General features: G+C 69.0%; 11 protein-coding genes and 1 pseudogene. 6 read left to right on the top strand and 6 right to left on the bottom strand.

Features of this window, described 5'->3' with window-relative positions; genetic code table 11:
• Positions 1-354: 354 nt before the first annotated feature.
• The 6 genes from SY2F82_RS29605 to SY2F82_RS29580 form a co-directional block, all read right to left on the bottom strand.
• Positions 355-804 carry a heat shock protein transcriptional repressor HspR gene (locus tag SY2F82_RS29605; RefSeq protein WP_200422233.1) on the bottom strand — a complete coding sequence of 150 codons (450 nt, stop codon included), beginning with the start codon at positions 802-804 and terminating at the stop codon, positions 355-357.
• Positions 805-808: 4 nt separating this feature from the next.
• Positions 809-1,975 (bottom strand): molecular chaperone DnaJ, encoded by a 1,167-nt coding sequence (dnaJ, locus tag SY2F82_RS29600; protein ID WP_200422232.1) that lies wholly within the window; start codon positions 1,973-1,975, stop codon positions 809-811.
• 39 nt (positions 1,976-2,014) lie between these two features.
• Positions 2,015-2,674 carry a nucleotide exchange factor GrpE gene (gene grpE / locus SY2F82_RS29595; RefSeq protein ID WP_200422231.1) on the bottom strand — a complete coding sequence of 220 codons (660 nt, stop codon included), beginning with the start codon at positions 2,672-2,674 and terminating at the stop codon, positions 2,015-2,017.
• Complete coding sequence (gene dnaK / locus SY2F82_RS29590; RefSeq protein ID WP_200422230.1) at positions 2,671-4,518, bottom strand: molecular chaperone DnaK; 1,848 nt, start codon at positions 4,516-4,518, stop codon at positions 2,671-2,673. The genes grpE and dnaK overlap by 4 nt, the downstream gene beginning before the upstream one ends.
• Positions 4,519-4,695: 177 nt before the next feature.
• On the bottom strand, positions 4,696-5,271 hold the full coding sequence (locus SY2F82_RS29585) for a low molecular weight phosphatase family protein (RefSeq protein WP_200422229.1): 576 nt from the start codon (positions 5,269-5,271) through the stop codon (positions 4,696-4,698).
• Positions 5,268-6,764 (bottom strand): polysaccharide biosynthesis tyrosine autokinase, encoded by a 1,497-nt coding sequence (locus SY2F82_RS29580; RefSeq protein ID WP_200422228.1) that lies wholly within the window; start codon positions 6,762-6,764, stop codon positions 5,268-5,270. Before SY2F82_RS29580 ends, SY2F82_RS29585 begins: the two co-directional genes overlap by 4 nt.
• Before the next feature lie 283 nt (positions 6,765-7,047).
• Here SY2F82_RS29580 and SY2F82_RS29575 point away from each other — a divergent pair, with 283 nt between their 5' ends.
• From SY2F82_RS29575 to SY2F82_RS29545, 6 genes and pseudogenes are all read left to right on the top strand, one after another.
• A complete protein-coding gene (locus SY2F82_RS29575; protein ID WP_200422227.1) occupies positions 7,048-7,740 on the top strand; it encodes a hypothetical protein in 693 nt (230 codons plus the stop codon).
• An 80-nt stretch (positions 7,741-7,820) separates the two neighbouring features.
• Positions 7,821-8,867 (top strand): glutaminyl-peptide cyclotransferase, encoded by a 1,047-nt coding sequence (locus SY2F82_RS29570; RefSeq protein WP_236041869.1) that lies wholly within the window; start codon positions 7,821-7,823, stop codon positions 8,865-8,867.
• 169 nt (positions 8,868-9,036) lie between these two features.
• Positions 9,037-11,310: a (Fe-S)-binding protein gene (locus SY2F82_RS29565; RefSeq protein WP_200422226.1), complete on the top strand. Its 2,274-nt coding sequence runs from the start codon at positions 9,037-9,039 to the stop codon at positions 11,308-11,310.
• A gap of 225 nt (positions 11,311-11,535) precedes the next feature.
• Positions 11,536-12,696, top strand: a complete 1,161-nt coding sequence (locus SY2F82_RS29560) for a glycosyltransferase family 4 protein (protein WP_200422225.1) — start codon at positions 11,536-11,538, stop codon at positions 12,694-12,696.
• A gap of 4 nt (positions 12,697-12,700) precedes the next feature.
• Positions 12,701-13,558: pseudogene (locus SY2F82_RS39970) on the top strand (FkbM family methyltransferase).
• A gap of 94 nt (positions 13,559-13,652) precedes the next feature.
• Positions 13,653-14,414 carry a class I SAM-dependent methyltransferase gene (locus tag SY2F82_RS29545; protein WP_200422222.1) on the top strand — a complete coding sequence of 254 codons (762 nt, stop codon included), beginning with the start codon at positions 13,653-13,655 and terminating at the stop codon, positions 14,412-14,414.
• Positions 14,415-14,503 lie beyond the last annotated feature (89 nt).

Here is a 14,503-nt window from a genome sequence, read left to right as displayed (position 1 = left end):
CCAAGAGAACGTTGTGTGGGGGCCGTTTCGGCGCCTCGGTCTGACGTCGGCTCACCCCGTCACCTGGAGCGATCGGTGACTGACGCATGGTCAACCATGCGACGCTGCCCGCCACTTCGATCAGATCCTGGCAAACGTGATCCGCGTCACGTGCCGACAGGCGGGTCTCGCCGCCCTCGATCCCGAAGAGTCAGCGAAAAGCAACGTTCCCGTAGAACCTCTCCCTCGCCTCACGGGTCGCGATCACCACGCCTTGCCGTGTCCCGATCCGATCAGAGGACCGAATGAACCAAGCCAGACGAAACACGGCGAAGGGGCCCGCGGTGCTCCGCGGGCCCCTTCGCCGTGTTCCACTCAGTCCTGCTGCTGCCGCTTCGGTCGCCACACCACCAGCGCGCTGGTCTGCTGGACCTCCTGATACGGCACCAGATCCCGGCGGTAGGACGCGTGGACGGCCGCCTCACGCTGGCGCATCGCCGCCGCCGCGCCGTCGAGCGCGTCCTGAAGCTCCGCGACGCGGGACTGGAGCGCGGCGACCTGGTTCTCCAGTTCGATGATGCGCTTGATGCCGGCCAGGTTGATGCCCTCGTCCTGCGACAACTGCTGCACCTGGCGGAGCAGCTCGATGTCACGGGCCGAGTAGCGCCGGCCCCGCCCCGCGGTGCGGTCCGGGGACACGAGCCCCAGGCGGTCGTACTGCCGCAGCGTCTGCGGGTGCAGTCCGGAGAGCTGGGCCGCCACCGAGATGACGTAGACCGGGGTGTCCTCGGTCAGCTCATACGGGTTGCGTCGACGGCCGTCCATCTGGTCATGCTCCCTTCGCGGCCTGGAACAGCTCCGCCCGCGGATCCTCGTCCGCGGTCGCCTCGCGATACGCCTCCAGCGCGTCACGAGCCTTCCCCGACACGTCCTTCGGGACACTCACCTCCACGGTGACCAACAGGTCGCCGCGGGTGCCGTCCTTGCGGACCGCGCCCTTTCCACGGGCGCGCATCGTACGCCCGTTCGGCGTGCCGGGGGGCAGCTTCAGCGTCACCGGGGGCCCGCCGAGGGTGGGCACCCGGATGTCGGCGCCGAGCGCCGCCTCCGCGAACGTCACCGGGACGGTGACCGTCAGGTTGTCGCCTCTGCGGCCGAAGACGGGGTGCGGATTGACGTGCACGACCACGTACAGGTCACCGGCCGGGCCGCCCCGCTCGCCGGGCGCGCCCTTGCCGCGCAGCCGGATGCGCTGCCCGTCGGACACGCCGGCCGGGATGCGCACCTGCATCGTCCGGGACGACTTGGCCCGGCCGCTGCCCTTGCAGACCTCGCACGGGTGCTCCGCGATCAGCCCGCGGCCCTTGCAGTCCGGGCACGGGTCGGTCAGCGAGAAGCCGCCGCCCGAGCCGCGCGCCACCTGCCCGGTGCCGACACAGGTCGGGCACACGCGGGGCGTGCCGTTCTTGTCGCCGGTGCCCGAACAGGCCTTGCACGGTGACTGCGAGGACATGCGCAGCGGCACGGTCGCCCCGTCCACCGCCTCCATGAAGCTCAGCGTGACCTCGGACTCGATGTCCTGGCCGCGCCTGGGCTGCGTACGCGTGCCCGCGCCGCCGCCACGGTTGAACAGGCCCCCGAAGACGTCACCGAGACCACCGCCGAAGCTGCCCCCGGCGCCGCCCTGGCCGCCGAAGAGGTCGCCCAGGTCGAAGTTGAACGAGCCGCCCGCCCCGGGGCCGGGACGGAAGCCGCCGTTGCCGAAGAGGGCCCGCGCCTCGTCGTACTCCTTGCGCTTCTTGGGGTCGCCGAGGACGTCGTTCGCCTCGGAGATCTCCTTGAAACGTTCCTCCGCCTTGGCGTTGCCCTTGTTGGCGTCCGGGTGGAACTCGCGGGCGAGCTTCCGGTACGCCTTCTTGATCTCGGCCTCGGTGGCGTCCTTGGGGACGCCGAGGACCTTGTAGTAGTCCTTCTCGATGAAGTCCTTGGTGCTCATCCCCGACGTCCCTCCTTCCCTACGCGTTCGTGGTGTACGTCAGCCCTCGTCCGGGCCACCGTTCTCCTTGTCGTCGCCCGCCTCGCCGGTCTCCTCGGCCTTGACCGTCTGCGCTCCCGGCTGCGGCTCGGCGACGGCCACCCGCGCGGGGCGGATGGTGCGCTCGCCGAAGCGATACCCGGGCTGCAGAATCGCCACGCACGTCGTCTCGGTGACGTCCGGCGCGTAGCTGTGCATCAGGGCCTCGTGGATGGTCGGGTCGAAGGGCTCGCCCTCCTTGCCGAACTGCTGCAGACCCATCTTCGCCGCGACGGTCTCCAGCGACTCGGCGACGGACTTGAAACCGCCCACCAGTTCGCCGTGTTCCCGCGCGCGGCCGATGTCGTCGAGCACGGGCAGGAGCTCGGTCAGGAGGTTCGCGACGGCGATCTCCTTGACCGCGATCCGGTCGCGCTCGACGCGGCGGCGGTAGTTCTGGTACTCGGCCTGGAGGCGCTGGAGGTCCGCCGTGCGCTCGCCGAGCGCCTTGCGCACCTGGTCCAGCTGGGCCACCAGACCGGCGTTGTTCTCGCTTGCGTCCCCCGCCGGGGCCGCCGCCTCCTCCGAAGAGGGGGAGGCGGCCTGCGGCTCGGCGTCATCAGGGGTGGCGCCGGAGGGGACGTCGGGCTTCTCCTCGAAGCCCGGGGTCTCCTCCGTCACGCGGCACCGTCCTTCCGCTCGTCGTCGACGATCTCGGCGTCCACCACGTCGTCGTCGGCCTTGGCCTCACCGGCACCGGCCGAGGCACCGCCGGCGGCGGCCTGCGCGGCCTGGGCGTCGGCGTACATGGCCTGGCCGAGCTTCTGCGAGACGGCCGCGACCTTCTCGGTGGCGGAGCGGATCTCGGCCGTGTCCTCGCCCTTGAGCTTCTCCTTCAGCTCGGCGACGGCGGCCTCGACCTCGGTCTTGATCTCGCCCGGGACCTTGTCCTCGTTGTCCTTGAGGAACTTCTCGGTCTGGTAGACGAGCTGCTCGCCCTGGTTGCGGGCCTCGGCGGCCTCGCGGCGCTTGTGGTCCTCCTCCGCGTAGCGCTCGGCTTCCTCGCGCATGCGGTCGACCTCTTCCTTCGGGAGCGAGGAGCCGCCGGTGACGGTCATCTTCTGCTCCTTGCCGGTGCCGAGGTCCTTCGCCGTCACGTGCATGATGCCGTTGGCGTCGATGTCGAAGGACACCTCGATCTGCGGGACGCCGCGCGGCGCCGGCGGCAGACCGGTCAGCTCGAACATGCCGAGCTTCTTGTTGTACGCCGCGATCTCGCGCTCGCCCTGGTAGACCTGGATCTGCACGGACGGCTGGTTGTCCTCCGCCGTCGTGAAGATCTCCGAACGCTTCGTCGGGATCGTGGTGTTGCGCTCGATCAGCTTGGTCATGATGCCGCCCTTGGTCTCGATGCCGAGGGACAGCGGGGTGACGTCGAGGAGCAGGACGTCCTTGACCTCACCCTTGAGGACACCGGCCTGGAGCGAGGCGCCGATGGCGACGACCTCGTCCGGGTTCACACCCTTGTTGGCCTCCTTGCCGCCGGTCAGCTCCTTGACGAGCTCGGCGACGGCGGGCATACGGGTGGAGCCACCGACGAGGACGACGTGGTCGATCTCGTTGATGGAGATGCCGGCGTCCTTGATGACGTTGTGGAACGGCGTCTTGCACCGCTCCAGCAGGTCGGCCGTCAGCTGCTGGAACTGCGCCCGGGTGAGCTTCTCGTCCAGGTGCAGCGGGCCCTCGGCGGAGGCGGTGATGTAAGGCAGGTTGATCGAGGTCTCGGTCGACGAGGACAGCTCGATCTTGGCCTTCTCCGCAGCCTCACGCAGACGCTGCAGAGCCATCTTGTCCTTGCTCAGGTCCACGCCGTGGCCGGACTGGAACTGCTTGACCAGGTAGTCGACGATGCGCTGGTCCCAGTCGTCACCACCGAGGTGGTTGTCACCGTTGGTGGCCTTCACCTCGACGACGCCGTCGCCGATCTCCAGCAGGGACACGTCGAAGGTGCCGCCGCCGAGGTCGAAGACGAGAATCGTCTGGTCGTCCTTGTCGAGGCCGTAGGCGAGCGCGGCCGCGGTGGGCTCGTTGACGATGCGCAGGACGTTGAGACCGGCGATCTCACCGGCCTCCTTCGTCGCCTGCCGCTCGGAGTCGTTGAAGTAGGCGGGGACGGTGATGACCGCGTCGGTCACCTTCTCGCCCAGGTACGCCTCGGCGTCCCGCTTCAGCTTCTGCAGGATGAACGCGGAGATCTGCTGCGGGTTGAAGTCCTTGCCGTCCAGCGAGATCTTCCAGTCGGTGCCCATGTGGCGCTTCACCGAGCGGATGGTCCGGTCCACGTTCGTGACCGCCTGGCGCTTGGCGACCTCGCCGACCAGCACCTCGCCGTTCTTGGCGAAGGCGACGACGGACGGCGTGGTCCTGGCACCCTCGGCGTTGGTGATGACGGTGGGCTCGCCGCCCTCCAGAACGCTGACGACGGAGTTAGTCGTGCCCAGGTCGATGCCGACCGCACGTGCCATGGTGAATCCTCCAGCTGACTTGAGTGGAACAGGCTCAAGGATGCACGAGGGTCGGCGCGGCGTCAACAGAGCTGAGTCCCAGGGACTCAACTTTCATCCGGCACCGTTCAGCAATCGGGGAATCACCGCAGGTGGCGGGGGTGCAAAAGACGCAAGGGAAAAGAGCGAGCTTCCCCCTCATACCGTTTTGTCCCCCACCGATGATGCACCCCCCTCGCTCATGACCCACAGCCGGGCTAGCCTGCTCACCCTCCCGTCGATCTCCCGGGCGCACTCGTACAGCTCATGCCGGGGCCTGCCCCAGGGGTCCGGGACGTCGTCCTCGTCCGGCGGCACGGGTGCGGCGGTCCCCCGGCGGGCGGCCGCGGCCGCCACCAGGGCCTGGAAACCGCCCACACCCTCGCCGCCCTCGTCCGCGAGCCGCATGAACTCCCTCAGCGTGAAACAGCGCCGCATCGCCCACGGAGCGAGCCGCACCGCCGCCTCCCGGTGCTCGCGCGCGAGCCCCAGGACCAGCGCGGCGCTCGCGACGAGCTGGGCCGTGAGCGGGCGGGAGACGAAGCCCGAGCCGTCACCACCCAGCTCCTTCAGCACCGCTCTGGTCGCGTTCTCCATACTGGAGCGGTGCCACGCCTCGGTGCCGGCACTCTCCGGCCGCAGGGCGGAGCCGGCCGGAAGCCTCGCCGCCAGCAGCCGCTCGGCCAGGACCGATCGGTGCACGTTGCCGGTACAGACGAACAGGACCCGGGTCATCTCTCACCGGGCACACGGGTTCCCGCGGGAGCGGGCACACCCCGCCGGGGAACCGACGCGCGGGGGGCCGGCAGTTCCCCCTGACCATCGTGGCCGGCGGTACTCAAGGCGCTGTAGGAGCCATAGCTGCCGTAGTGACCGCCCATGGGAACCGGAGCCATGCTGAAGACCGTGCCGAGGACCCGGACGCCCACCCGCTCCAGCGACTCCGCGGCGGCGCGTACCTGGTCACGGCTGGTCCTGGCGGCGCGTACGACGAGCAGCGCACCTTGGGTGAGCGAGGCGAGCCCCACGGTGTCGGCGACCGGCAGCAGCGGCGCGGTGTCGACGATCACCACCTGGTAGCTGTCCGCGAGCTCGCGCAACGTCTCCTCCATGCGCGCCGAGGCGAGCAGCTCCGTGGGGTTCGGCGGCACGGCACCGCTTGCGAGTACCGCCAGACCGCCGGCGGCCTGTTGCATCACGTCCTCGATACGGGCCTGTCCGATGAGCACCGTGGTCAGACCGGCGTCCTGCACGAGGCCGAAGGTCTGGGCCACACACGGGCGGCGCAGGTCGGCGTCCACTAGGCAGGTGGACACGCCCGCCTCGGCGAGCGACAGGGCGAGGTTCACCGCGGTGTTGGTCTTGCCCTCACCGGGCACGGAACTCGTCACCGCGATGATCCGCGGCGGGTCGTCGACCTGGGAGAACTGCAGGTTCGTGCGCAGCTTGCGGAAGGCCTCGGCACGCTTGGAGTGCCCCTCTGCGCGCACGAGCGGCCGCTTGGGAGCGTTCTTGTCGTACGGGATGGTGCCGAGAGCGGGCAGGGCGGTGAACTCCCCCAGGCCCTCGCTCGTCTTGAACGTCGTGTCGAGGATCTCGCGCAGGGCGACGAGTCCGGCACCCAGCAGGAGGCCGCTGAGCACACCCGCGGCCAGGTTGAGCAGCGGGCGGGGCGAGACGGGGGCGGCGGGGGTTACGGCCTCCTGAGTGACCCCCAGGGAGACGGGTGAGACGGACGCGGCGTCACCCTTACGGCTCTTTCTGCCCTGCGTCGGGTCGGCCGGTTGCTTGGGCGTCTCCAGCTGCTCGACGACCGAACCGAACCGCTGCGCCACGGCGTTGGCGATGTGCGCGGCCCGGTCGGGCACGGTGTCCCGGACGGTGATGTCGATGAGCACGGTGTTGAGCGGGGCGGTCGCTGTGATCCGGGACGCCAGCTCCTCCGGCGTGGTGCGCAGCCGCAACTGCTTCACCACCGGCTCCGTCACCTGGCGGGTCGTCACGATGGCGGCGTACGACTGCACGCGCGCCTGGGAGAAGCTCTGCCCCTGGTTGAGCTGTGCGGTGTCCTCCCCGGAGCGGGTGGCGACGAAGAGCTGGGTCCTCGCCTCGTAGACGGGGGTGCTCAAGCTCGTCGCGGCGAGCGCCGCACCGACGGCGAGGACGAGACAGACCACGACGGTCGGCCAGCGTCCGGCAAGAGCCTTCAGGAATCCGTGAAGATCCAAGCTGCACCCCTCATAGAACCGAGGGAACCGCCCCTTTCGGGGCATTCCGTCCCCAATGCATGAAGCAGACCATAAGGACTCGGACAGCTGGAGGGAGTTAGCCACCCCCATGTAAGCCCATCGGGGGGAAACGGCTCCCCTACTCGGTGACTCTCGTCGCCGCCGCGCCAACAGATGGTGGTATGTCCCATTTATTCCATGTATCTAGATCCTGGTACTCACAACGTCATGACGGCCGACGCTGCAGGCCTGGCCCGGATCGAAGTCGAGGAGAGTGGAGAAGATGACAGCATCGCCGAGATGGCGGGTTGTTCTGGCATCGGCAGCATCGGCTGCCGTACTCGTCGCCGCACCGCTGGTGGGGATGCAGGCCGCCTACGCGCAGCCGTATCCGCCGACCACCTCGCCCCTGACACTGAGCGCCTACACGCTGACCGCCGGCCAGTCGGTGACCTTCCGCACGCCGCCGGGGATTTTCGCCCGGAGGCAGGCTGTCACAGTGGTGCTGGAATCACAGCCGATCGTCCTGGCCAGGCTTCGCGCCCAGGATGACGGATCGGTGACCGGCACCGTGACCATCCCGACGAGGGTCCCTACCGGCTGGCACGTCTTCCGGATCTACTCGAGCCGTCCCGACCCCAGCATCGGCGTCACCGTCTACGTGGTGGGCGGGGTGACGGAACCCACCCCGAGTCCGACCGGTACCCGGCCAGGGCGCCCCGGTGACCACCACGGGGGATCCGGAGGCGGCGTCGCCTCGGACGGACGCAACGGGTCCCATGGACACCGCGGATCCGACGCACGCACCGCATCGCAGGAACGCACCGGGTCCGGCGACCTGGCGGGTCACCGTCACCACGCGGGCCTCGCGGCGACAGGCAGTGAGAAGGCCCTGGCCTTGGGCGGCACCGCGGCCGGGCTGATCGCGGCGGGTGGCGGCACCATGCTGGCCGTGCGCCGTCGTCGCAGTTCATGACGGGGCAGGAAACCCGTACGGCACCACCACGGCGTCCCGGCACCGGCCGGGGCGCCGTGCGCTTGCCCGGGGCAGGCCGCTTGGGCGGCCGCACGTCCGTCCACCGTCGCACGCTCAGGCACGCCCTGCTGGCCACGACGGCGCTTCCGCTGGCCGGCGCGGTCTGGATCGGGCCCGCCGCAGCGCTCGCCCACTCCCAGCCGCTCGGGGATCCGCTTACGACCGCGTGGGGCACGGCGTACGCGATGGACCAGCCGGCCGGCGATGCGCCGGCTCCGCCGACGCGCGCCCGGTTCGGCCCTGCGCCCGACGGCACCGGCACGCTCGTCGCGCACGGGGGACGGCACTCCTCGCCCGCGTCACCGGCCGCCCCCGGCTACGCGGCCGGAGGACGGGACGTGCACGCAGGGCCGGCAACCGCGCACGGGGTGGTCGAGAGGTTGCGGGTCAGGGTGCTCGAGATCCTCCCCCACGACCCGAAGGCGTTCACGCAGGGTCTGGAGATGGCCGGCGGCACCCTCTACGAGGACACCGGGATCTCCGGGCAGTCGTCCGTGCGCGCGGGGCCGCCGGGGAAACCCCCGACGGTCCGCGCCGCACTGCCCGCGCCCCTGTTCGGCGAGGGGATCACTCTCGTCGGCCGGAGGCTGTGGCAGCTGACCTGGCGGGACCGCATCGCCATCGAGCGCGACGCCGCGACGCTGAAGGAGGTGCGCCGCGTCCCGTACCCGGACGAGGGCTGGGGCCTGTGCCTCCAGGGCGCGTCCCACCGGCTGGTGACGAGCGACGGCTCGCAGCGGCTGACGTTCCGCGACCCCGGCACGCTCGCGAAGACCGGACAGGTCATGGTGGCCTTGGAGGGCAGACCGGTGACGCAGCTGAACGAACTGGAGTGCGTTGGAACCACCGTCTACGCCAATGTCCTGTCGAGCGACCGCATCATGCGCATCGACTCCGCCACCGGCACGGTGACGGCGACCATCGATGCCTCGGGCCTGCTGCGCCCCGGCGAACTCGTCCCCGGCTCCGCCCTGAACGGCATCGCGGCCGTCCCCGGCACGAAACAGTTCCTCATCACGGGCAAGTTCTGGCCGAAGATGTTCCGTGTGGAGTTCGTCCCCGCCTGACAGGGGCGCACAGCGACGCAGATCACCGCATGCGCCACTACAGGGCGGCGGCATAAGTGGGTAGTCTCAGACGGACTCCATAAGTTACTGCTTAGTAAGCATTCCTTCGAGTACACAGGAAGTACTTCGGAGGAACGGAAACCGCCTCGCAGGCCCGAGGAGCCCCCAAATGCAACTCGCCGCGATCATCGTGTCGCTGGTGCTGACCGTGGTCGGCGTTGCGCTGCTCGCACGCGCCATCGGTCAGTTCGTCCGGTACTTCAGGCTCGGCCAGCCCGTGCCTGCCGGCAGCCGGACCGACAACCCCTACCAGCGCAGCGTGACCCTGGTCAGGGAGTTCCTCGGCCACACGCGCATGAACCGATGGGGCATCGTGGGCGTCGCCCACTGGTTCGTGGCCATCGGCTTCCTCACCCTCCCACCGACCATCATCAACGCCTACGGGCAGCTCTTCCAGGCCGACTGGACCCTGCCCGTCCTCGGCGGGTTCCTGCCGTACGAGATGTACATCGAGTTCATCGGCGCGATGACCACCCTCGGCATCGCCACGCTGATCGTCATCCGTCTGCTGAGCCTGCCCTCGCGGCCCGGTCGGAAGTCCCGCTTCGCGGGCTCCAAGATGGGCCAGGCGTACTTCGTCGAGTACGTCATCCTCGTCATCGGTCTGGCCATCTACGTGCTGCGCGGCCTCGAAGGCGCGCTCCACCACGTCGACCACTACGAGGCCGGGTACTTCGCCTCCTACCCGCTGGTCGTGGCGTTCAAGGGTCTCAGCCTCACCACGCTGCAGAACCTGACCTACCTGGCCGCCATGATCAAGCTGGGCACCACCATGATCTGGATGATCACGGTGAGCCTGAACACGAACATGGGTGTGGCCTGGCACCGCTTCCTCGCTTTTCCGAACATCTGGTTCAAGCGCGACTCCGATGGCGGCACCGCCCTCGGCGCACTGCAGCCGATGACCTCCGGCGGCAAGCCGATCGACTTCGAGGACCCCGGCGAGGACGACGTCTTCGGCGTCTCGCAGGTCGAGCAGTTCTCCTGGAAGGGCCTGCTGGACTTCTCCACCTGCACCGAGTGCGGCCGCTGCCAGTCGCAGTGCCCCGCGTGGAACACCGGCAAGCCGCTCTCCCCCAAGCTGCTGATCATGTCGCTGCGCGACCACGCCCACGCCAAGGCGCCGTACCTGCTGGCCGGCGGCGGCAAGACCATGGAGGGCGAGGAGAAGGCGAGCGAGGAGCAGCTGAAGGACGTTCCCGCGTCCGCCCTCGCCGAGGCCGAGCGCCCGCTGGTCGGCACCGTCGAGGAGAACGGCGTCATCGACCCGGACGTCCTGTGGTCCTGCACCACCTGCGGCGCCTGCGTCGAGCAGTGCCCGGTGGACATCGAGCATGTCGACCACATCGTCGACATGCGCCGCTACCAGGTGATGATCGAGTCCGCGTTCCCGTCCGAGGCGGGCACGATGCTCAAGAACCTGGAGAAGAAGGGCAACCCCTGGGGCCTGGCCAAGAAGCAGCGCCTGGAGTGGACCAAGGAGGTCGACTTCGAGGTACCGGTCGTCGGCCGGGACATCGAAGACCTCACCGAGGTCGAGTACCTGTACTGGGTCGGCTGCGCCGGCGCCCTGGAGGACCGCGCCAAGAAGACCACGAAGGCCTTCGCTGAACTGCTCCACATCGCGGGCGTGAAGTTCGCGATCATGGGCGGTGACGAGAAGTGCACCGGTGACTCCGCCCGCCGCCTGGGCAACGAGCCCCTGTTCCAGGAGCTCGGCATGGAGAACGTGGCCGCGCTGAACATGGCGTTCGGCGAGGACGACGAGGACCCGTCGACGAAGAAGCCGAAGTCGGCGAAGAAGATCGTCGCCACCTGCCCGCACTGCCTGAACACGATCGGCAACGAGTACCCGCAGCTCGGCGGCGACTACGAGGTCATCCACCACACCCAGCTGCTCCAGCACCTGGTCGACGAGGGCAAGCTGGTCCCGGTGACCCCGGTCGAGGGCATCATCACCTACCACGACCCCTGCTACCTGGGCCGCCACAACAAGATCTACACGCCTCCGCGCGAGATCATCGGCAAGGTGCCGGGCCTCAGGAATGAGGAGATGCACCGCCACAAGGAGCGCGGCTTCTGCTGCGGAGCCGGCGGCGCCCGGATGTGGATGGAGGAGCGGATCGGCAAGCGCATCAACAACGAGCGCGTGGACGAGGCGCTGTCCCTCAACCCGGACATCGTCTCCACGGCCTGCCCGTTCTGCCTGGTCATGCTGACCGACTCGGTGAACGGCAAGAAGAACGACGGCAAGGCGAAGGAGTCGATCCAGGTCGTGGACGTCGCCCAGCTGCTGCTCGACTCCGTCAGGACGCCGGTGGACGAACCGCCGGCGGGCACGTCGGAGGCGGACAGCACGTCCGAGCCGGAGCCCGTGAAGTAGCAGGGCCCGTACGGTCACGAGGGGCCGGGGTCGCAGGAGGCGATCCCGGCCCCTCGTCCGTGTGCCCACATCCCCGGAACCCACCGTCCCGCACTCGGCCGGTTCACCGAGCGCACGGCCCGGCCGCTGGTCCTTTCCGGTGAGGACCGGCGCGGCGGGCGGCAGGTGGCGCGCCGGGCCGCGATCCTTCGGTGAGATTCCGTTGCGAGGTGGAGAAACGCGGCGATGCACATCGTGCGGGTGAGTTACCGGGTCCCTCCCTTCCCGGGTGGACTGGAACGCCATGTCGAGTGTCTGACGCGGCGCCAGGTCGACGACGGTGACCGGGTGACGATGTCGTTCCGGCACGGCGCGACAGTGCCGGCGGGCGCCACCCGGCTGCCGCTGCGGAGGACCGCCCTGTCGCGGATGCTGGCGCCGGTGTCCGACCGGTCCGCCTTCGCAGTGGAGACCGCTGCCGCGGTCGGGCGCCTCTGCGGCGGTTCCCGGGACCACGGCGCCGACCTCGTACACCTTCACGGCGACCACATCGAGACGGCCTGGCTGGGGCCGGTCTGCCGGCGTTTGGGCCTTCCCCTGTTCCTGACCGTGCACGGAGCGCTGGCCCACCGGCATCAATGGCTTGCACGAGGGTCCTTCCGGTATGTGGAGGCATTCATCGCCCTGGGGTCGTCGACGGCTGACGATCTCGTGGCGCGCGGCGTGGACCGAAGACGCATCCTCACGATGTCCAGCGGTTTGGAGCTGTCCGCCATGCCGGGTCCTGCCGATGCCCGATCTCGTGAGCGTGGTCTGATCGTCAGCGTCGGCGCGCTGGACCCGGTGAAAAACCACGATCTGCTCATCCGCGCGTTCCACGAACTGGCGCGCGACCGGCCGGGGATGCGTCTGGTGATCGCGGGCGAAGGCCCGGAGCGGGACCGCCTCGCCCGGCTCGCGGCAGCGGGCACGGGTGTCGAACTGGCCGGTCGGCTGGACCGGTCGGAGATCTACCGGTTGGTCCGGCAGGCCGAGGTGTTCGTGCTCGCGTCGCGCAGACTGCCCGGAAAGGGTGAGGGCGTGCCCACGGCCGCCTTGGAGGCGATGGCACTCGGCACGCCCGTCGTGGTCTCCTCGAAGGCCTCACTCGATCCGGTGATCGCCGTCCGCGAGGCCTACCGGGTCTTTCCCTCGGAGTCGAAGGACGATCTGGTGCGTGTCCTGGGCACCGTACTCGACGACGAGTCGGCCCGGAACAGGATGAGTGAACTCGGGCTGCGGGCGGCCGCAGAGCTGGACTGGTCCCGGGTCGCACAGCGTGTCAACGATTGGTATCGACTGCGCCGAAACAGCGGCTCCCCCTTCATCTCCCCTGCAAAGGAGCAGACCGTTGCCGACGACCATTAACGAAATGGCCGAGCTGGTATGGAAACACCCTGCCAACCGGGGGCGCCGGGCTCAGGCCTTCGCCTCGATGGCGGGATGGCAGGCATGGAAGAGGCTGGTCGGGCGGCCACGGGAACTGTCCGTGTACGGAGGCATGTCGTTCCGCGCCTATCCCGACAGCACGCAGCCGGGTCGCTTCGTCTACTTCGGAGGGCTGCCGGACTACGCAGAGATGACTTTCATGAAGCGGTATCTCCGCCCAGGGGACGGTTTCATCGACGGTGGCGCCAATGAAGGAATGTTCACCCTGCTCGCCGCCAAGCTGGTGGGGCCGAGCGGAGCCGTCCACGCTTTCGAGGCCGTTCCCGCGTTCGTGAAACGGCTGCGGGGCAACGTCGACGCCAACTCCCTGCGCTGCGTCACCGTCCACGAAATGGCGATCGGAGCGGAGCCGGGCACCGTCTCCTTCGTCGTCAGGGGGTCGGGGTCCTGCATCTGGACCGAGGCCGACACCGGCAGCGCCGTCCAGGTCCAACTGGGCCGGCTGGACGATGCCCTGCCCGAACGCCCTTAGGCGATGGGCAAGCTCGACGTCGAGGGCTCGGAGTACCTGGCGCTCCGCGGCGCCGGCCAACTCGTCTCCCGTGGCGAGCCGGCGGTGTGGATGCTCGAACTCGTCGACAAGTTCCTCCAGCGCTTCGGATCCAGCGCGCGTGAGGTCCGCCGGTGGCTCGGTGACCACGGTTACGACATGGTGCTCTACGACCCGGACCGCAACCGGCTGGTCCCCGCGCCCGATCCGCTCTCTCCGGGGCCGAACGTGCTGGCGATGTGCCGTCGGCGGCGACAGGACGTGGAAGCGCGACTTGCCGGTGCGGTCTGACGCGGAGAAGAACGGTGCACGTGCAGACGAATCACCCGTACGACTCCCGAGTCACGGCCACCCCGCCACTGGGGCGCCGATAGCCTCGGGCGGCATGAAAATGGTTGCAATCGCCCGAAACGGATTCCGGCCTTCCTACTTTCCGGTGATGGCGCACAAACTGTACGAGCGGACGCGCTACGGGGTTCACCGGGAGCGTTCGGCAGCCACCGAATGGGCCGCCGAGCAGGCTCGGGACATGGACGTCTGGGCGCGTGGGCAGAACACCGGCCTGTGGGAGGAGTCCTTGTCCTTCGCACAGGCGATGAGCCGGGAGTCGCGACCTCGCATCGAGCGTCTTCGCACATCCGGCATCGAGTTGGGCGGTGGCGGTTCCCACGAGCTGCTCTACTTCCTCACCCGGTTGCTCACGCCTCAGGTGGTGCTGGAGACCGGCGTGGCCGCGGGATGGTCCACCACGGCCTTCCTCACCGCCATCCGCAGCAACGGAAAGGGGCACCTGTACTCGAGCGACTTCCCGTTCTTCCGCATCCCAGACCCCGAGCGTTTTGTGGGCTATCTGGTCCCGGAGCAGCTCAAAGGACCCTGGACCCTGCGGCTGAAAGGCGACCGGAGCAACCTCGATGAAATCCTCCGGCCGGGTGTCAAGGTCGATCTGGTGCACTACGACTCCGACAAGTCGCGCGGCGGGCGGGAATGGTTTGCACGCCGCATCGCGGGCCATCTCGCACCCAACGCGGTCATCGTGATGGACGACATCAACGACAACCTGTTCTTCCGCGATCGCTACGCGCTCAGCTCCCCGTTCAGGGTCTTCTCCTACCAGGGAAAGTACATCGGTGTCGTCGGCATCTGAGCCGGGTGCGTCACCGGAGTGCCGAGGCGGGGACCGGTACGTCGGCATGGCGTGTTCGGCGGGGTGCGGAGGCGCCCTCGGTCACCGGT

The organism is Streptomyces sp. Y2F8-2 (assembly GCF_014905555.1).
GTDB lineage: Bacteria > Actinomycetota > Actinomycetes > Streptomycetales > Streptomycetaceae > Streptomyces > Streptomyces cynarae.
This window is presented reverse-complemented; position numbering and strand designations above follow the sequence as displayed.

Coding starts and splice junctions, on each gene's coding strand:
- SY2F82_RS29605 (WP_200422233.1), bottom strand. CDS start 804: ATGGACGGCCGTCGACGCAACCCGTATGAGCTGACCGAGGACACCCCG.
- dnaJ (WP_200422232.1), bottom strand. CDS start 1,975: ATGAGCACCAAGGACTTCATCGAGAAGGACTACTACAAGGTCCTCGGC.
- dnaK (WP_200422230.1), bottom strand. CDS start 4,518: ATGGCACGTGCGGTCGGCATCGACCTGGGCACGACTAACTCCGTCGTC.
- SY2F82_RS29585 (WP_200422229.1), bottom strand. CDS start 5,271: ATGACCCGGGTCCTGTTCGTCTGTACCGGCAACGTGCACCGATCGGTC.
- SY2F82_RS29575 (WP_200422227.1), top strand. CDS start 7,048: ATGACAGCATCGCCGAGATGGCGGGTTGTTCTGGCATCGGCAGCATCG.
- SY2F82_RS29565 (WP_200422226.1), top strand. CDS start 9,037: ATGCAACTCGCCGCGATCATCGTGTCGCTGGTGCTGACCGTGGTCGGC.
- SY2F82_RS29560 (WP_200422225.1), top strand. CDS start 11,536: ATGCACATCGTGCGGGTGAGTTACCGGGTCCCTCCCTTCCCGGGTGGA.
- SY2F82_RS29545 (WP_200422222.1), top strand. CDS start 13,653: ATGAAAATGGTTGCAATCGCCCGAAACGGATTCCGGCCTTCCTACTTT.